This window comes from Xanthomonas sp. WHRI 6108, from assembly GCF_040202385.2.
Lineage (GTDB): Bacteria > Pseudomonadota > Gammaproteobacteria > Xanthomonadales > Xanthomonadaceae > Xanthomonas > Xanthomonas arboricola.
On record NZ_CP168198.1, the window covers coordinates 1,787,647 to 1,803,320 of the forward strand.

The following is a 15,674-nucleotide window of genomic DNA, read 5'->3' on the forward strand; positions in this document are numbered from 1 at the left end:
TCTGGTCGATGGCACGGTCTGTGCCGTGCGTGCTCAGGCGCTGGCCCAGGTTTCCACCTGTTCGACCAACCGATGCAGATCGCTGAAGCGGTTGTACAGCGGCACCGGTGCGATGCGGATCACGTCTGGCTCGCGCCAGTCGCCGAGCACGCCGACCGACTGCAGGTACTCGAACAGCGAGCGCCCCTGCGCGCGGCCACCGGCCACCCGCAACGACAACTGGCAGCCGCGTTGCGCCGGCTCGGCCGGGGTGATGATCTGCAGCACCTGCGGCACGCGGGCGTGGATCAGCTGTTCCAGGTGCCCGGTGAGTTGTTCGGACTTGGCACGCAGCGCCGGCATGCCGGCCTGATCGAACAGCTCCAGCGACGCGCGCAGCGGCGCCAGCGCCAGCACCGGCGGATTGCTCAGCTGCCAGCCTTCGGCGCCAGGCGAGGGCACGAACTGCGGCTCCATGCGGAAGCGGCTCTGCTGCTCGTGTCCCCACCAACCGGCCATGCGCGGCAGGTCGCTGTTGGCATGGCGTGCGTGCACGAAACAGCCACCCACCGCGCCGGGGCCGGCGTTGAGATATTTGTAGTGGCACCACACCGCGAAATCCGCGCCGTCGTCGTGCAGCGTCAACGCGATATTGCCGACCGCATGCGCCAGGTCGAAACCCACCATCGCGCCCTGCGCGCGTGCCAGCCGCGCGATTTCGCCCAGCTCGAAGGCCTGGCCGGTGCGGTACTGGATGCCGGGCCACAGCACCAGCGCCAGCCGCGGACCGTGCCGTGCGATGGCATCGGCGATCGCCGCCATCGATACCGTGCCATTGGGTTGGTCGGCTTCCACTTCGATCAGCTGCGTGGCCGGATCCAGCCCATGCAGGCGCAGTTGCGATTCCACCGCATGGCGGTCGGACGGAAACGCGCCGGCTTCGATCAGGATGGCGCCACGCTCGGGCGTGGGCCGGTAGAAGCTGGCCATCATCAGATGCAGGTTGACGCTCAGCGTGTTCATCGCGACCACCTCGCCGGGCTGCGCGCCGACCACGCGCGCCAGGCCATCGCGCACCAGCTGGTGATAGGTCAGCCACTGGGTGGGACCGGTGAAGTGGCCTTCCACCGCGAGCGCGCCCCACTGGTCGAGCACTTCGGCCACCATCGCGCGCGCGCCGCGCGGCTGCAGGCCCAGCGAATTGCCGACGAAATAGGTCTGGTCCTGGCCGGCATGCTGCGGGAACACGAAGTCATCGCGCAGGTGGCGCAGCGGGTCGGCGGCGTCCAGGGCAACGGCATGGGCGCGGGACAGCAGGTCGGTCATGATCACGGCTCGCAACGCAGGTCAGTGACGCAGTTTACCCGCCGGCACCGTGTGCGCCGTCATGCGCGGCCGCTGCCTCGGCTGCAGCGGTGGTCGAGGCTGGCCGGGCAGGGCGCAGTAGATGCGTCAAGGTGCCGATACTGTCGGTGATGCGGTCGATGGTGTCGGCCAGTGCGGCGGTGGCGGGCGAGCCGTCGGGCAGGGCGGCCAATGCATCGGACAGCTGGCGCTCGGCGCTGCGCAAGGTGGCCGCGGCGGGAATGCCGCCGTCGACCAGGCAGGCGATCAGCTCGGACAATGCCTGGTCGGCCTGTTGCGCGAAGGCGGGCAGCGCTTCCAGCGCAGGCAGGGGATGGCCGTCGCGCAGCACCGCCTCCAGCGACAGGGTGGCGCGGATCAGCCGGTTGCCGTTGGCCAGCAAGGATTCGGCGAGTTTGAGCTCGTGCAGATTGCGTCGGCTGCGTGGCTCGCCGCGCAGGCGTTCGATCGAGGCCTGCGCGTTGGTGCGCGCCACGCGTGCGGCAGCGCGGGTGTCGCCCAGATCGTCCATCCTGCCGAGCAGCAGATTGCGCAGATGATCGCGATAGGCGCTCAGCAACTGTGCCAGTGACGCGCGGATATGCCGGCGCTCGCGCGTGGGCCACACCGCGTAGGCGATCAACGCCCAGGCACTGCCGGCGACCGTGGCCTGCAGACGCGCACCGATGGCCTCGCCCGGTGCCACGCCTTCGAAGGACAGCAGCAGCACCAGCATGCCGGTCAGAAACGCCACGCCGATGCCGTAGTTCACCTGCGTCAGCAGGCGGAAGCCCAGGCAGAACAGCGCCAGCAACGCCAGGCGGACGTTGGCGCCGTCCATCGCCAGGTGCGCCAGCAAGGTCGCCACCAGCAGGCCGACGAAGGTGCCGGCCACGCGCAAGGCGCCGAAGCTGAAAGTGCCGCCGAAATCCGGCTTGAGCACGATGGCGGTGGTCATCGGAATCCAGAAGCCGTGCGGGATCTGCTGCCAGCGCTGGAAGGCGATCGCCAGCGCCAGGCACACGCCGCAACGCAAGGCATGCCGGAACGCCACCGAGGACAGATCCAGGTTCGCGCGCAGCGTGGCCCAGGTCGCCGCGGGCCGCAGCGCCGCCGGCAGGCGCGCTTCGGCCAGCTGCGCCTGGATCTCGCCACGGCTGCTGGCCCAATGCGCGTTGCGGATCAGGGCGCGCAGCTGGCCGCCCAGGCCTTGCGCGCGCGCCACCGCCACCCGCACCAGCCGGCGCTCGCGGGTATCGGCGTTGTCGTGCTGGAACTGCGCCAGTGCGGCGACCAGATCGTCGAAACCGGTCATCGAGGCATTGGCGGCGAGCGGGTCCTCGCCCACCGTCATCGCATGCGCGAGCTGTTCCAGCACGATGGCGCTGCGTTCGAGCACGCGCTCGATCGCCGGGCGCGCCTGCGAGTCGGTCAGGCGGGTATCGACATCGGCCAGCGACAGCAACTCCAGCCGTACGCGCTCGCACAGCTCGGCGATGATGCGGAAGCTCTGCACGGCGATCGCGCGCGAGCGATGCTCGCCATGCAGCATCACCATCGCATCGAGCACTTCCTGGGTGGCCGGTGGCGGGGCGCTGGCTTCCGGACGCTGGCGTGCGATGCCGGCCAGTTGACGCATCAGGTCGGCCAGCGCGAAGCGCTCCGGGCGATAGCGTTGCAATGGCCAGGCCGCCAGTGCCAGCACTACCTGGAGCAGGCCGCCGGCGAAGATCAATGCCGCCACGCCCGCGGCCTGCTGCACCGGCAGGCGCATGTCGGCGCTGACCACCAGCAGGATCATGCTGGTCAGCCCCACCCGCGCTGCCACCGGGCCAAGTGCCACCAGCAAGCCGCCGCCAAGACCGAGCAGCAGCCCGGCAATCACCAATGCCGGCGTGTTGTGGCCGACCCAGATGCCGAGCAACGCAGCCAGGCCCGCTGCCAGCGCGGCCATCAGCATGCGCTGCAGACGCGCACGGTACGGGCCGGGCTGGTCGGTGAACATGGTGTTGAGCGCGCCGGTACATACGGCCAGACCGGCGGCGACGTGCCCGGTGGCCACACCGACCGCCAGCGGCAGCACCACCGCGGCGGTGTTACGCAACGCAACGCGCAATGGCACGTCGCGCGGCTTGAGGTCGATCAGCGTGCGCAGCATGGCATGGGGTTCAATGCGGACGCACGGCGCGGCTGCGGCGCGTGCACACGCTCGACACACGGTGCGCTGCGCGCAGCTGCATCGTCATTGCATTGCGCGGCATTGCGAGGGCGCGGCATTGCGAGGGCGCGGCGGCGCGCCGATGGCCACCGCCGAGCGAATGCGCTCGAAGACCTGTGCGACGCGTGCCTGGAATTGCCCCGGCCATCGCCCACTCATGCCTCGACAGTGGCATAGCGCTCCGGCGCAGGGTGCAGATGCCCGCACTGGCTGCAGGTGCGCAGCGCGAGCGAACGATAGAAATGATCGAACACCGGCGGAAAATCGGTTTCGATGTCCTGCAGCGGAAACATCGCCTCGTACAGTTTGTGATTGCACTGCGGGCAATACCACTGCAGGCCGTCCTGCTCGTTGGGCAAGCGCTCGCGTTCGATCACCAGGCCGATCGAGCCGGCCGCGCGTTGCGGCGAATGTGGCACCTTCGGCGGCAGCAGGAAGATCTCGCCGGCGCGGATCGGGATGTCGCGTGCCACGCCTTCGTCCTGCACCTTCAGCAACATCTCGCCTTCGAGCTGGAAGAACCACTCCGGGCCTTCGTCGTAGTGATAGTCGGTGCGCGCGTTCGGCCCACCGACGATCATGATGATGAAGCCGTCCTGCTGGATGCATTTGTTGCCCACCGGTGGCTTGAGCAGGTGGCGGTGTTGCTCGATCCAGGCTTGCAGGTTGATCGGCGGGACCAGCATCGACGTTCCTCGGCAAAGAAGACGTCCAGCATAGCCAACCGACGGCGCCGATGGGCGCCGCGGCTGGATGGCGTGCGGGTGCGGCTCAGCGTTCGGCGTGATCGGCCTGGATGCGCGCCAGTGCGGCGTCGTAGCGTTCCTGCAGCAGCTCCGGGCGGTCGATCGACATGCCCAGGTCGTGCGCACGTCCGTCGCGCAGGCTGTAGACCCAGCCATGCACCTGCAGTGCCTGGCCGCGGTCCCAGGCGTCGCGCACGATGGTGGTGCGGCAGACATTGACCACCTGCTCGAGCACGTTGAGCTCGCACAGGCGCGCGTGCTGCACCGGCAGGTCGCCCGCGTCGTGCAGGCAGGCCTCGTGCTTGTCGGCCACATCGGTGACATGGCGGATCCAGTTGTCGACCAGGCCCATGCGCTTCTGGGTCAGGCTGGCGAACACGCCGCCGCAGCCGTAATGGCCGACCACCAGGATGTGCTTGACCTTGAGCACGTCGACGGCGAACTGGATCACCGACAGGCAGTTCAGGTCGGTATGCACCACCACGTTGGCGATATTGCGGTGGACGAACACCTCGCCCGGGGCCATGTCGATGATCTGGTTGGCCGGCACGCGCGAGTCCGAGCAGCCGATCCACAGGTACTCGGGCGTCTGCTGGGTGGACAGCTTGGAGAAGAATTCCGGGTCCTCGCGGCGGATGCGCTCGGACCAGGCACGGTTGTTTTCAAGCAAATGGTTGAGCTCGTTCATGCGCGCAGTATTCCAGAAAACGCAGTGTTGGTGGCCCCTGTCGGGGCCCTGGATGAATCAGCTTTCAGGCTTCGTAGTATCGGTGAAGGGCCGATGTGCCGCTATTGCACCGATGCGGAAACTGGCGCCACCGATCAATTCAACAGGTGGCGCCGATGGCTGACTTCAACATGTTTTTTCCAACCCTGCTCAAGCACGAGGGCGGCTTCGTCAACGACCCCGCCGATCCGGGCGGTGCCACCAACAAAGGCATCACGCTGCTGACCTTCAAGGCCTGCGCCCAGAACTTGCTCGGCGTGGAGCCAAGCTTGGCGAACCTGCGTGCATTGACCGATGCCCAAGCCGGGGTCATTTACAAGACGCAGTACTGGGACCGGCTACGCGCCGACCAAATCGCACTGCAGCCGTTGGCCAACATCTTGTTCGACTTCTATGTCAACGCCGGCGGCAACGCGATCAAGCTGCTGCAGACCGTGCTCAACGCCCAGACCGGCGGCGCGCTGGTGGTGGACGGACGGATGGGACCGGCGACCTTCGCCGCCCTGGCATCCAGCAACCAGCAAGACCTGTATGCACGCTACAAAGTCGGCCGCAAGGACTACTACCAGCGACTGGTCGCCGCGCGACCGGCGCTTGGCAAGTTTCTCAAGGGGTGGCTGGCACGCGTGGATAGCTTTCCCAACGTGGTCTGAGCCGTCACCGTCCCCGCGACATCTCCGACCAACGAGCCCAACATGGCGCAAATCTCCCTCAACGATCTGATCGAAGCGCTGGCCGGGGCAGTTATCGACGCCCAGGACCGGATCGAACAGCACCAGATGGCTAACCTGGGCGCGTTCTTTGACGAGGACAACCGTCCCAGAAGCGTTCTGATCCGCTTGCCGTCGCAGCACCCGGAAGCGGGCGAGAACGACGAAGACCTGTATCGCGCACCGCTGTTGCCGCTGGTGTCGTCCAACGTCCTGCGCATCAAGGACGTAGAGATCAGCTTCGATGCACAACTCGGCGAGCTTAGCGAACTGGACGAAGCCGCGTTGCCGGCGTCGCTGGCGGTTCCCGCCGCCGTCGATGACTGGCATCCCAAGCCGCCAGCGCTGCCCGGCCAGATCGGCATCGACCTCGGCTCCAATGCAAAAAGTGCGCGGCACAGTGCGGTGCACGTCGTGTTACGCGTGGAAGGCAGCGAGCCGACCGAAGGCGTGGCACGTCTCATCAATCGCCTTGCGCAGTCGCAAGGCGTGTTCAAGACGGTCAAGGGCGATTGATCCCCGCCGTCATCGATTTTTTTTCAAACAACCACTCTTCAGGAGAACACCATGAGCGATATTGTCAATATGTCCGACCAATTCAAGGGCCTGCCGATGGCGGATCTGATCGGCGCCCCGTTGCGTGCAGCCTGCGATGCGCAGGTCATGCTGGCCCGCGCCACCGCCGACTTTATCAAGGTCATCGGTTTTCTGCCGCCGACCGACCCTGCTGCCGATCCCAACGGAAACGGCGGTACGCGGACCGCGCAGTTCAAGTTCAAACGCCCGGTCGAAGACCCCAGCGGTACCGGGATGGCCGAGGAGGAAGTCGAGATCGTCGTGCCGCTGCTGACCTTGGTCAACGTTCCCAATTTGAGCATTCAGACCGTGGACGTGACCTTCGACATGGAAGTCAAATCCTCGTTTTCGGAAAAGGAAGCCGAAGACAAGAGCCTCAAGGTGGATTTGGAGGCAAGCGTCGGCTGGGGCGTGTTCAAGGCCAAGGTCAACGTGCAGGGGTCGGTGTCCAGCCACAAGGAAAACACGCGCTCTTCCGATAATTCGGCCAAGTATCACGTCGCATTGCACGCCGAAGATCGCGGTACCCCCGAAGGGCTGTCGCGCGTGCTCGACATCCTGCAGACCGCCGCAGCGCCACGTAAAGTCACTGCGCCTGTGCCGGTGCCGTAAGCGTCGCTGTTGAGTCCTGCACCTTTCTATCACCCGAGTCGTTGCCGATGATCGATTTGTCAGAAGTGAGCTGCATCAAGCGCATCGTCGTCGGCAGCGACAACCCGGCAAAGATGCAGACCGCTGAGCAGGTCGAGGCCGCGCAGCATCTGCTCAATCGCTGCCTCAGCGAAGCGCCCAGGGGAACGATTCTCGGGATCGAGAAGAGCTTCACCATTGTGCAGCTGGGCGAGCATCAGGTGGTACTGCAATGGTTGTGCTACCACGTGGGGTTCAAGCGCAAGCCGATCTGGCTGACGGAGTCGTAGATGGCACACGCGAGCTATTCCCTGGACGTCTTCGTGGAGCTGCTCGACCAGGCCGTCCGACGAGCGCAACAGCGATGCCGCCAGCGCCACGCCGCGCTGGTGGATGCTGCGGTGGCCGCCTGCAGCATGCAGGTTCGCTGCATGCATGATGACGGAACGGCCCAGGGCGAAATGGAGACCCTGCTGTCCATTTCGGTCTGCCAATTGCGTGCGCTGCGGCTATCGCAAATCAACGAGTTTTCGTTGACGCTGCAAGTGCAAATAGAGCCGGTCACGCAGAGCGACGGCGCTCCCGGACTGGCGCTGCGTATCGCGCCGCCCCGCAGCCGTACGCCAAGCCACGCGCTGAAAATCGGCTATCAAGGCAGCGAGCGTCCGCGTGGCGTGCTTTGGTTCGATGGCATCGCGCTGAAGGAATGGACGCTTCATCCGTTCGTGGACGTGCCATCTTCCGGTCCCGGAGCGGTGCCGTGAGGTTGCTGCTGTCAGACGCCGATGCCCGCGCGCTCGCCGAGCGGCTGGGAACCGATGTGGCGGCCCTGCATGCGGATCTCTGCCGGCGGTCTCGGTGCCGGTGGCGATCCATCTTCATCATTTGCTTGGTTGCAGTTCTGGTAATTACTGCAGCCGGTGTGCTGAGCAGCAGCTTGATCGATCTTTCCATCCTGTCCAACTTCTTATCGGAGCTTTCTCATGTCTGTCCAACCTCATCATCGACGTCACGTTCTCCGCATCACCTCACTGGCCTTGTGTCTTTCGTTGACTGCAGTACAGGCCGCTCCGGCTGGTAGCATTCCGACAGGTGACTGGCGCGGAATCCTGTCCGCCAGCGGCGGTGCGGGCCCGGTTTATGTCCGCCTGAGCGGGCGCGCGGTGGGAGCCGACGGCACCCAAACGGCGGACGTGCGGTTTGGACCTCCTTTCAATTGTGCGCTGGAGCTACGAGCGCATCCGGACGGTTACGCGCTGCTGTCTCGCAATGGCGGCAGGTTTTGCGATGGGCTAGCCGGTGGCCGCGCCCAGCTTGAGGTGACGGAGGGTGCGACGTCCGGCATGCAACTCACGCTGCCCGGCCGCGATTCGCCGTTGGTCGTTGCCTTGGATCAGAGCAGCGCAGGTTTGGCCGAAGCTGGGCGCTGGCGCGGGGCGGGCCTGATTTCCGCCCAGTTGGAGATTGTGGCGACCACAGTCCGCCCGGGAGACGTGCTCGGTCGCCTGCGCTATGGCGCCCCCCGCGACTGCCAGGTGGAACTGCGCTATGCCGGGCGTGCGGCAGGCGCGTTGAATGCCTGGATCGGCGCCAACGATAGAGGCTATTGCCGCCAGCTCAGCGATGGCCAAGCCAGTCTGCGGATTCGCGACGATGGCAGCGCAGAGCTTGCTCTTGTTGTGAAAGGTCAGCGCGATACGACGCTGTTCGAACGGATGCCCTGAGGTCGGGCTGGATGCGCGCCTGCATGTTGGGAATCACTTATGTGGAAGCGAACCAGGATGCGCGTCGGCCTGCGGCGACGCGCGGTGGCCCAGTCCGTCTCGTCGGCAGGATTCATCGGGCCGGTCTTCTCCAGCGTGCTTGAACAGCTGGAGCTCGAATGTCGGGCCATGGTGTCGTATGCGCTAAAGCAGGGGTTGGCGATGTCCCCCGATCTGCCTGGCCGGTTGGCGGAATTACGGGTGATGCCTGGCACCTCCCTGCATGGCGAAGCTGGCGCGCGCGAACTGGCCGCTCTGCACCGACAGCTGGTTCGCGCGATCCAACCCGCAACGCCGCAAGCGGTGGTGCTGATCGAGCGGGAGCGTTTGCGCGGTGGCTTTTTGCGCTGGCTTGGTCCAATTCCGCTGATTCGCACCTTGACTTTAAGCTCGGTCGGCTGTCTTGCCTCAGTGGTCGGGCTGGCGATGTCCAGCCTTGTCAACGAGCAGAACATCGCGCTGGGATTTCTCGACTCCTCGGGCAGTACGCTGGGCTGGAATGTGATGTTCATCCTTGCCTGTGCCGGGCTTGGCGCAGCGTTTTCCGCCCTGTTCCAGGCCCATCGTTACGTCGCCGACGCGACGTACGATCCGCGATTCGATTCTTCCTATGCCGCGCGCATGATTCTGGGCCTCATCGCCGGTCTGATCTTAGTGGAGTTGCTGCCGGAGGATCTGTTTGCCGAAAGTAGCCTGGGCGCGTTCGGAAAACCCGCATTGGCGATGATGGGTGGATTTTCGGCAAGTGCCGTCTATCGCCTGCTGCAACGCATGGTCGATGTCATGGAAACGGTCGTACGCGGCGATTCCAGCCAACACGCCGCTGCAGCGATCCAGTCTCAGCGCGCATCGGTCGAGTCTGAAGGTATCCGCGCGCGCGGCGAACTTGCCGCAGGTCTGCTGGACCTGCAGCGCGAGTTGGAGGCAGACCCGCGTCTGGATCAGGTGCGTCAGCAACTGACCGGCCTTGCCAGGCAGATGATGTCCGGCGACTCGTAATCTTTCGCGGTTGAGCTGCAGCTGGAACCGCGTTCGTTTTTTATCGGCAGTCTTATGCAGAAACGATGTCTGGCACAGGGTGCCAAGCATCAGGTGGCGGTGCGTGTTGGTCCGGAGCGGCGCAGTCCGCTTCGGCTCCGGTTCAACGTGCGTAACACACCTCAGGCAAACCTACCCGTCATTGCGTCGCACCGACATCTACACCGTTGTGCAAACCAGCATTCGACGGTCGCCAAATCAGTCCAGAACCGATGGTGTCGAGATGAGCGTATGACAAGCTCGCTCAAGTGCTCCTGCCGAGCATCTGTCGATTCGCTGCAGCGCGCCGCTCGAATGCCGCTGCACATCGCGGCCCCCATTCGTGTAACCGAGGGAATGATGAAGACACGTATCGTCGTCGCTGCTGATCGCACCATCCTCGTGGAAGGCATGGTCGCTTTGCTGCAAAAGGTTCCGGGTTTCGAAGTGGTGGGGCATGCCGAAGACGGACTGGCGTGTCTGCAGATCGCTGCCAGAGAGCAGCCGGATATCGTCCTGGTGGATGTCCTGCTCCCTGGCCTCAATGGCATCGATCTGACGCGACGTTTAATTCAACGCAGTCCCGGCAGCCGGGCAATCTGCATTGCTCCGTCCGATGCCTGCATGCGTGCCAGCGCGGTCTTCGAAGCTGGCGCAAAAGCCTATCTGGCGCGAACCAGTACCTTCGCCGAGTTGCTGCGTGCGATTCAACTCGTTGGTCAGGATCAGATCTATATCAGTCCGCAGATGTCGCGTTCGTTGATCGCAGGACTGCGTCGAGCCGCCAAAGACGATTCTGCGTATACCCGGCTGACCTCACGTGAGCGCGAAATCGTGCAGCTCTACTCCGAAGGCCTGTCGACCAGGCAGATCGCCACGCGCTTGCACTTGAGCGTGAAAACGGTGGGCACGCATCGCGAAAACTGCATGTTGAAACTCAATATTCAAAGCATCGCCCAGCTCACCCGTTATGCAATCGCGCAAGGACTTTCTCCGCTTGATCCTGCATCCGGCTGTGGCAGCGATCCCTCTGAGGCGCTTGTGCCGCAGCGATCGCGCCGGGCTGGCTGAGTTGCACTAGCCTTCGGGGAAATAGGGTGCCAGGCACGCCGGCGTCGGCCGACAATGTGGCCGACGCGTCCCAACCCTCTGGTGATCTGTCTTTCCAATGCGCGACTGAGGCCATCTCAGCGCGTCGGATTGGCGTCCATGGCCGCCTGCATCAACGCTGCGATCGCGTTCGAGGCTTGGTCGGGTTGCTGCGCCAGGAACTGGCTGACGCTGCGCTGATTGGCGGCGGGGTGGTTCTGGCTGAGCTTGAAGGTCAGCTCGATGCGGCTGGGAACGAAGCGGAAGCCGACCAGGCCGCGCAACTGGCGGCGGTGGTTGTCGCGCTCCATCTCGAACAGCCAGTCGCTGCCGACGCGTTGTTCGAAGTGGGTGCTCATGCGGCCGATCAGCTCGCCCAGCGCCGCCTCATCGCTCACCTGCTCGCAGCGTCCATGCAGATGCGCCACGGCGTAGTTCCAGGTCGGCACGCGTGCGGCCGCTTCCTTGTCCGGATACCAGCTGGGCGACACATAGGCATGCGGGCCCTGCACCACGAGTACCGCGTCGCCGGGGCTGCGTGCCTGCGGATTGGGGCGCGCCCAGTGGCCTTCGATGACAACTGCCTGGTCATCGCGTCGGTACAGCACCGGCAGATGCGAGATCGCCGGCTGTCCGTCCTCGCCCTGGCTGATCAGGGTGACGAACGGGTCGCGCGCGATCAGCCAGTCCAGCAAGGCCAGATCGGTCTGCGCGAACGCGCGTGGGGCGTACATGTCAGGCGCGACCGCCCAGGGTCAGCACCATGCGTTCGCGCAGGTCCGCATCGTCGTCGCCACGCGGCGGCGAGACCTCATCGAGCGAGAAGCCACGCATCAGCGCGTCTTCTTCGTCCAGCCCGTCGAGCGCGACGAATTCGGCATCGAACAAGGCCGCGCGGGCGCTGTCTTCGCTGTCGTAAGGCAGGATCTTGCCGTCGCTGTCCAGGACTTCGGCGGTACCGGCCTGCTTCACGCGCAGGCGCGCCCAGATCAGCGTGCGGCCGATCGTGGCCAGCCACCACGAATCGTGGTCGTCATGTGCGGTGTCTTGCGGTGTATTCATGGCATTACCTTGGAAAGCAGGCCGAGCAGGGCTGCCATGCCCAGGCCGAAGAAGATGGTCAGCAGCGACAGCCAGGCCGGCGTGGCCAGGCCGGACAGCGCACCGTCGCGATGGCTGCGGTAGCGCCGCGCCAACAACCAGCGCAGCGCCGCAGGACTGATGAAGGCCGGCTCGCCGAAGCTGGCCAGCGCCTCGGGATGTCGGTCGCGCAGGTGCACCAGCGTCAGCGGCCAGAAGATCAGCAAGGCGGTGAGGCCGGCAACGGCCACACCGACAAAACACAGCGCGAAGAACAGGGTCATGTGCCCGCCAGCATCAGTGCGAGTTGGGGAAGTGCTGCGCCGATCACCAGCGCAGTGATGGTCCACCATAACGGACGCAGGGCATGGATGATCGCCCTGCGTGCCGTGTCACCCTGCCACCAGGCGCTTGCACCGGGATGTGCGGCTGCCCGCTGCGCCAGTCGGACGCCGCGCACGCCGGCGATGCCGGCGCCCGGCAACGCCGCCGCGAAGGCCAGCAACTGCAGCGTGGCGGCGGCCAGCAGGCTCACATTAGAACTCGGCGCTGCCCGGCGCGCGCGGGTAGGGGATGGCGTCGCGGATATTGCTCAGCCCGCACACGTACACCACCAGGCGCTCGAAGCCCAGGCCGAAGCCGGCATGCGGCACCGAGCCGTAGCGGCGGAAATCGCGGTACCAGCTGTAGTGCTCCTGGTCCAGGCCGAATTGCGCCATGCGTGCATCCAGCACATCCAGGCGCTCTTCGCGCTGGCTGCCGCCGATGATCTCGCCGATGCCCGGCGCCAGCACGTCCATCGCCGCGACGGTCTTGCCGTCATCGTTCAGGCGCATGTAGAAGGCCTTGATGTGCTCGGGGTAGTTGGTCACCACCACCGGGCGGCCGATATGCTCTTCGGTCAGCCAGCGCTCGTGCTCGGTCTGCAGGTCCAGCCCCCATTCGACCGGGAAGTCGAACTTCTTGCCCGAGTTCTGCAGCAGCTTCACCGCTTCGGTGTAGTCGATCTGCTCGAACGGGGCATTGATGAAGGCCTCGAGTTTGGCGATCGCGTTCTTGTCCACGCGCTCGGCCAGGAATGCCAGATCGTCGCCACGCTCATCGAGCACCGCGCGGAACAGGTACTTGAGGAACTGCTCGGCCAGGCGCGCGTCTTCGGCCAGATCGGCAAAGGCGATTTCCGGCTCGATCATCCAGAATTCGGCCAGATGGCGCGTGGTGTGGCTGTTCTCGGCGCGGAAGGTCGGGCCGAAGGTGTAGACCTTGCTCAGCGCCAGGCAGTAGGCCTCCACGTTGAGCTGGCCGGACACGGTCAGGAAGGTTTCCTTGCCGAAGAAGTCGCGGCTGAAATCCACCGCGCCGCTGGCATCGCGCGGCAGGTTGACCATGTCCAGCGTGGAAACGCGGAACATCTGCCCGGCGCCTTCGGCGTCGGAGGTGGTGATGATCGGGGTGCTGATCCAGTTGAAGCCGTTCTGGTGGAAGAAGCGGTGCACCGCCTGCGCCAGGCAGTTGCGGATGCGGGTGACCGCGCCGAACAGGTTGGTGCGCGGGCGCAGGTGCGCCACTTCGCGCAGGAACTCCGGCGACATCGGCTTGGGCTGGATCGGGTAGGTCAGCGGGTCTTCGACCCAGCCGACGATCTCCACGCCGCTGGCCTGGATCTCGAACGACTGACCCTTGCCCTGCGACTTCACCAGCACGCCCTTGGCGATCAGCGAGCAGCCGCTGGTCAGGCGCTTGATCTCGTCGAAGTTGGGCAGGGTGTCGTTGGCCACCACCTGGATCGGAGCGAAGCACGAGCCATCGGTCACGTTGATGAAGGCCAGTCCGGCAGATCCGCGCAGCGTGCGCACCCACCCCCGTACCGTGACTTCGCCGCCTTCCGGGAGTTTTCCCGCAAGCGCATGTTCAACGCTGACCACCGTCATGACTTGTCCTCGCCGTAGCGACTTTGAATGGTCTGCGAGTTTACTGGCTGCGGGCGCGCCGGCGCGAGCATCTGAACCGCTTGCGGATGGTTGCGCTTGTCCAAGGCCGGATATGGCCCCATCTGGGGAACACGTCGTCGCAGCGGGTGCAGCCCCGGTAATTGCAGCCTCGCTATACTTGCCACCATCGTTTCCGGAGCATCCCCCATGGCCATCAGCCTCACCCCCGCCGCGCTGGAGCGCGTGCAGCGTTTCGTGCAGCAGACCCCGGGGACGCTGGGTCTGCGCTTTGGCGTGACCAAGACAGGTTGCTCGGGCTGGGGCCATGTCACCGACCTGGCGCGCGAGAAACGCGACGACGACGCGGTGTTCGAGCAGGAGGGCGTGCGCATCTTCGTCGACCCGGTCAGCCTGCCGCTGGTCGACGGCACCTGCATCGATTTCGGCAAGCACGGCCTGAGCGAGACCTTCACCTTCCGCAATCCCAACGCGACTGCCGAGTGCGGCTGCGGGGAGAGCTTTACGACCGAAGCCGAGCATCGCTGAGCTCGCTGGTGCGCGCTATTCCTTCTCCCTGCGGGAGGAGGTGCCAGAATGGCGGATGAGGGTAAGGGGCGAAGCCTCGCGCGGTTAGACGTCACCAGTGGCTTGGCCGCGGACCCTCACCCCAACCCCCCCGGCCCGCGCTTGCGGCGCGGGCGTTCCAAGGCACGCGCGCCAGTGGCGCGCCGGCGGTGCCTTATCGCCCCGGTGGGAGACGGGCTCAAGCAGTCGCTGCGCAGATGTCCTGTTTGTGGGCTCGCCCGCTGGCTCGGCCAGGTTGCGGCTAAGCGCCTGAACTGCCATACTTTCCTGCTTCCTGCCCGGTTCCGGGCGGGAATCCTTGCTCCACCGGCCGCCTTTCGCGGGTCACCGGGGAGCTGTCCGGCCCACGTGGCCACATCCGAAAGGTAATACAACATGAGTCGTCATTACGAAGTCGTGTTCCTGGTCCACCCGGATCAGAGCGAGCAGGTCCCGGCCATGATCGAGCGCTACAAGTCGCTGATCGAGGGCGGTAACGGCACCATCCACCGTCTGGAAGACTGGGGCCGTCGTCAGCTGGCCTACCCGATCCAGAACCTGGTGAAGGCGCACTACGTGCTGCTCAACATCGAAGTCGACCAGGCCGTGCTGAGCGAGCTGGTGGAAAGCTTCCGCTTCAACGATGCGGTGCTGCGTCACTTGGTCGTCAAGCGCGATGGCCCGGACACCGAGCAGTCGCTGATCATGAAGAGCAAGGACGAGAAGGGCGACAAGCCCGAGCGTAGCGAGCGTCGTCGTCGCGATGACGATGAGGGCGATGCTGCACCTGCCGCCACCGATACCGACGGCGACAACGCCGAAGCCGCTTAAGGAGCGCTGTCATGTCCAAGTTCTTCCGTCGTCGCAAGTTCTGCAAGTTCACCGCCGAGGGCGTGAAAGAGATCGATTACAAGGATCTCAACACCCTGCGTCAGTACCTCACCGAGAACGGCAAGATCGTGCCGAGCCGCGTGACCGGTACCAAGTCCAAGTACCAGCGTCAGCTGGCCACGGCCGTCAAGCGCTCGCGTTTCCTGGCGCTGATCCCGTACACGGACAATCACGACGTTTAATCCGAGTCGTTGATGTGAGTTCCTCACAAGAGCCCGCACGGTTGTATGTGAGTCCCTCACAAGAGCCCGCACATCCATGTGCGGGTAATAAATATAGAGGCCGGTCATTCGAGATGCGGTGTTGATCGTGCTCTTGCGATTCCCAAATCCCGATTCCCGAATCCCGTCTTTTCGGACAGCAAACGTTGCGTCGGCCAAAGCGCCGGCGCTAACGAATAACGGAGCAC

The 15,674-nt window shown here is 65.0% G+C and carries 20 protein-coding genes; 11 read left to right on the forward strand and 9 right to left on the reverse strand.

Going from position 1 to position 15,674, the window contains the following annotated elements; genetic code table 11:
• Positions 1 to 33 precede the first annotated feature (33 nt).
• The 4 genes from kynU to can form a co-directional block, all read right to left on the reverse strand.
• Positions 34 to 1,305, reverse strand: a complete 1,272-nt coding sequence (gene kynU, locus ABQ039_RS07740; RefSeq protein WP_184551640.1) for a kynureninase — start codon at positions 1,303 to 1,305, stop codon at positions 34 to 36.
• A 34-nt stretch (positions 1,306 to 1,339) separates the two neighbouring features.
• Entirely contained in the window at positions 1,340 to 3,481 is a 2,142-nt protein-coding gene (locus ABQ039_RS07745) for an FUSC family protein (protein ID WP_184610739.1), read from the reverse strand.
• Between the two features lie 215 nt (positions 3,482 to 3,696).
• Positions 3,697 to 4,227: a 3-hydroxyanthranilate 3,4-dioxygenase gene (locus tag ABQ039_RS07750; protein WP_184610737.1), complete on the reverse strand. Its 531-nt coding sequence runs from the start codon at positions 4,225 to 4,227 to the stop codon at positions 3,697 to 3,699.
• 85 nt (positions 4,228 to 4,312) lie between these two features.
• Entirely contained in the window at positions 4,313 to 4,975 is a 663-nt protein-coding gene (can, locus tag ABQ039_RS07755; RefSeq protein WP_016902447.1) for a carbonate dehydratase, read from the reverse strand.
• A gap of 155 nt (positions 4,976 to 5,130) precedes the next feature.
• On the opposite strand from can, the gene ABQ039_RS07760 reads away from it, so the two are divergent.
• From ABQ039_RS07760 to ABQ039_RS07795, 8 genes are all read left to right on the forward strand, one after another.
• Entirely contained in the window at positions 5,131 to 5,667 is a 537-nt protein-coding gene (locus ABQ039_RS07760; protein WP_184576917.1) for a glycoside hydrolase family 108 protein, read from the forward strand.
• Positions 5,668 to 5,709: 42 nt separating this feature from the next.
• Complete coding sequence (locus ABQ039_RS07765) at positions 5,710 to 6,240, forward strand: DUF2589 domain-containing protein (protein WP_039520615.1); 531 nt, start codon at positions 5,710 to 5,712, stop codon at positions 6,238 to 6,240.
• 51 nt (positions 6,241 to 6,291) lie between these two features.
• Entirely contained in the window at positions 6,292 to 6,912 is a 621-nt protein-coding gene (locus ABQ039_RS07770; protein WP_039511773.1) for a DUF2589 domain-containing protein, read from the forward strand.
• A gap of 47 nt (positions 6,913 to 6,959) precedes the next feature.
• A complete protein-coding gene (locus tag ABQ039_RS07775; RefSeq protein ID WP_349777901.1) occupies positions 6,960 to 7,220 on the forward strand; it encodes a hypothetical protein in 261 nt (86 codons plus the stop codon).
• Positions 7,221 to 7,694: a hypothetical protein gene (locus tag ABQ039_RS07780; protein WP_184610735.1), complete on the forward strand. Its 474-nt coding sequence runs from the start codon at positions 7,221 to 7,223 to the stop codon at positions 7,692 to 7,694.
• A gap of 219 nt (positions 7,695 to 7,913) precedes the next feature.
• Positions 7,914 to 8,654, forward strand: a complete 741-nt coding sequence (locus ABQ039_RS07785) for a hypothetical protein (protein WP_184610733.1) — start codon at positions 7,914 to 7,916, stop codon at positions 8,652 to 8,654.
• A gap of 168 nt (positions 8,655 to 8,822) precedes the next feature.
• Positions 8,823 to 9,692 (forward strand): hypothetical protein, encoded by an 870-nt coding sequence (locus ABQ039_RS07790; protein WP_039522704.1) that lies wholly within the window; start codon positions 8,823 to 8,825, stop codon positions 9,690 to 9,692.
• 375 nt (positions 9,693 to 10,067) lie between these two features.
• Complete coding sequence (locus tag ABQ039_RS07795; protein ID WP_051750062.1) at positions 10,068 to 10,781, forward strand: response regulator transcription factor; 714 nt, start codon at positions 10,068 to 10,070, stop codon at positions 10,779 to 10,781.
• Between the two features lie 116 nt (positions 10,782 to 10,897).
• Here ABQ039_RS07795 and ABQ039_RS07800 read toward each other — a convergent pair whose 3' ends face one another.
• Genes ABQ039_RS07800 through asnS form a run of 5 tightly spaced genes read right to left on the reverse strand, consistent with a single transcriptional unit; the run spans position 10,898 to position 13,810 of the window.
• On the reverse strand, positions 10,898 to 11,533 hold the full coding sequence (locus ABQ039_RS07800; protein ID WP_184610731.1) for an FMN-binding negative transcriptional regulator: 636 nt from the start codon (positions 11,531 to 11,533) through the stop codon (positions 10,898 to 10,900).
• A gap of 1 nt (position 11,534) precedes the next feature.
• Positions 11,535 to 11,861, reverse strand: coding sequence for a hypothetical protein (locus ABQ039_RS07805; protein WP_024939855.1), 327 nt, complete (start codon positions 11,859 to 11,861; stop codon positions 11,535 to 11,537).
• Positions 11,858 to 12,163, reverse strand: coding sequence for a hypothetical protein (locus tag ABQ039_RS07810; RefSeq protein WP_065032404.1), 306 nt, complete (start codon positions 12,161 to 12,163; stop codon positions 11,858 to 11,860). Before ABQ039_RS07810 ends, ABQ039_RS07805 begins: the two co-directional genes overlap by 4 nt.
• Positions 12,160 to 12,414 (reverse strand): hypothetical protein, encoded by a 255-nt coding sequence (locus ABQ039_RS07815; RefSeq protein ID WP_184610729.1) that lies wholly within the window; start codon positions 12,412 to 12,414, stop codon positions 12,160 to 12,162. Before ABQ039_RS07815 ends, ABQ039_RS07810 begins: the two co-directional genes overlap by 4 nt.
• Before the next feature lies 1 nt (position 12,415).
• Positions 12,416 to 13,810, reverse strand: coding sequence for an asparagine--tRNA ligase (asnS, locus tag ABQ039_RS07820; protein ID WP_039511777.1), 1,395 nt, complete (start codon positions 13,808 to 13,810; stop codon positions 12,416 to 12,418).
• 207 nt (positions 13,811 to 14,017) lie between these two features.
• Between asnS and ABQ039_RS07825 the strand changes: the two genes are divergently transcribed.
• The 3 genes from ABQ039_RS07825 to rpsR all read left to right on the forward strand — a co-directional run bounded on the left by ABQ039_RS07825 (position 14,018) and on the right by rpsR (position 15,447).
• On the forward strand, positions 14,018 to 14,356 hold the full coding sequence (locus ABQ039_RS07825; RefSeq protein ID WP_016904198.1) for an iron-sulfur cluster assembly accessory protein: 339 nt from the start codon (positions 14,018 to 14,020) through the stop codon (positions 14,354 to 14,356).
• A gap of 414 nt (positions 14,357 to 14,770) precedes the next feature.
• Entirely contained in the window at positions 14,771 to 15,205 is a 435-nt protein-coding gene (gene rpsF, locus ABQ039_RS07830; RefSeq protein WP_006451585.1) for a 30S ribosomal protein S6, read from the forward strand.
• An 11-nt stretch (positions 15,206 to 15,216) separates the two neighbouring features.
• Entirely contained in the window at positions 15,217 to 15,447 is a 231-nt protein-coding gene (rpsR, locus tag ABQ039_RS07835; RefSeq protein WP_005991243.1) for a 30S ribosomal protein S18, read from the forward strand.
• Positions 15,448 to 15,674 lie beyond the last annotated feature (227 nt).

What these genes read in the sequence shown, in the direction of transcription:
- can (WP_016902447.1), bottom strand. Translation starts at nt 4,975, where the DNA reads ATGAACGAGCTCAACCATTTGCTTGAAAACAACCGTGCCTGGTCCGAG.
- kynU (WP_184551640.1), bottom strand. Translation starts at nt 1,305, where the DNA reads ATGACCGACCTGCTGTCCCGCGCCCATGCCGTTGCCCTGGACGCCGCC.
- asnS (WP_039511777.1), bottom strand. Translation starts at nt 13,810, where the DNA reads ATGACGGTGGTCAGCGTTGAACATGCGCTTGCGGGAAAACTCCCGGAA.
- ABQ039_RS07750 (WP_184610737.1), bottom strand. Translation starts at nt 4,227, where the DNA reads ATGCTGGTCCCGCCGATCAACCTGCAAGCCTGGATCGAGCAACACCGC.
- ABQ039_RS07785 (WP_184610733.1), top strand. Translation starts at nt 7,914, where the DNA reads ATGTCTGTCCAACCTCATCATCGACGTCACGTTCTCCGCATCACCTCA.
- rpsF (WP_006451585.1), top strand. Translation starts at nt 14,771, where the DNA reads ATGAGTCGTCATTACGAAGTCGTGTTCCTGGTCCACCCGGATCAGAGC.
- ABQ039_RS07765 (WP_039520615.1), top strand. Translation starts at nt 5,710, where the DNA reads ATGGCGCAAATCTCCCTCAACGATCTGATCGAAGCGCTGGCCGGGGCA.
- ABQ039_RS07810 (WP_065032404.1), bottom strand. Translation starts at nt 12,163, where the DNA reads ATGACCCTGTTCTTCGCGCTGTGTTTTGTCGGTGTGGCCGTTGCCGGC.
- rpsR (WP_005991243.1), top strand. Translation starts at nt 15,217, where the DNA reads ATGTCCAAGTTCTTCCGTCGTCGCAAGTTCTGCAAGTTCACCGCCGAG.
- ABQ039_RS07825 (WP_016904198.1), top strand. Translation starts at nt 14,018, where the DNA reads ATGGCCATCAGCCTCACCCCCGCCGCGCTGGAGCGCGTGCAGCGTTTC.
- ABQ039_RS07745 (WP_184610739.1), bottom strand. Translation starts at nt 3,481, where the DNA reads ATGCTGCGCACGCTGATCGACCTCAAGCCGCGCGACGTGCCATTGCGC.
- ABQ039_RS07770 (WP_039511773.1), top strand. Translation starts at nt 6,292, where the DNA reads ATGAGCGATATTGTCAATATGTCCGACCAATTCAAGGGCCTGCCGATG.
- ABQ039_RS07780 (WP_184610735.1), top strand. Translation starts at nt 7,221, where the DNA reads ATGGCACACGCGAGCTATTCCCTGGACGTCTTCGTGGAGCTGCTCGAC.
- ABQ039_RS07775 (WP_349777901.1), top strand. Translation starts at nt 6,960, where the DNA reads ATGATCGATTTGTCAGAAGTGAGCTGCATCAAGCGCATCGTCGTCGGC.
- ABQ039_RS07805 (WP_024939855.1), bottom strand. Translation starts at nt 11,861, where the DNA reads ATGAATACACCGCAAGACACCGCACATGACGACCACGATTCGTGGTGG.
- ABQ039_RS07760 (WP_184576917.1), top strand. Translation starts at nt 5,131, where the DNA reads ATGGCTGACTTCAACATGTTTTTTCCAACCCTGCTCAAGCACGAGGGC.
- ABQ039_RS07795 (WP_051750062.1), top strand. Translation starts at nt 10,068, where the DNA reads ATGATGAAGACACGTATCGTCGTCGCTGCTGATCGCACCATCCTCGTG.
- ABQ039_RS07790 (WP_039522704.1), top strand. Translation starts at nt 8,823, where the DNA reads ATGGTGTCGTATGCGCTAAAGCAGGGGTTGGCGATGTCCCCCGATCTG.
- ABQ039_RS07800 (WP_184610731.1), bottom strand. Translation starts at nt 11,533, where the DNA reads ATGTACGCCCCACGCGCGTTCGCGCAGACCGATCTGGCCTTGCTGGAC.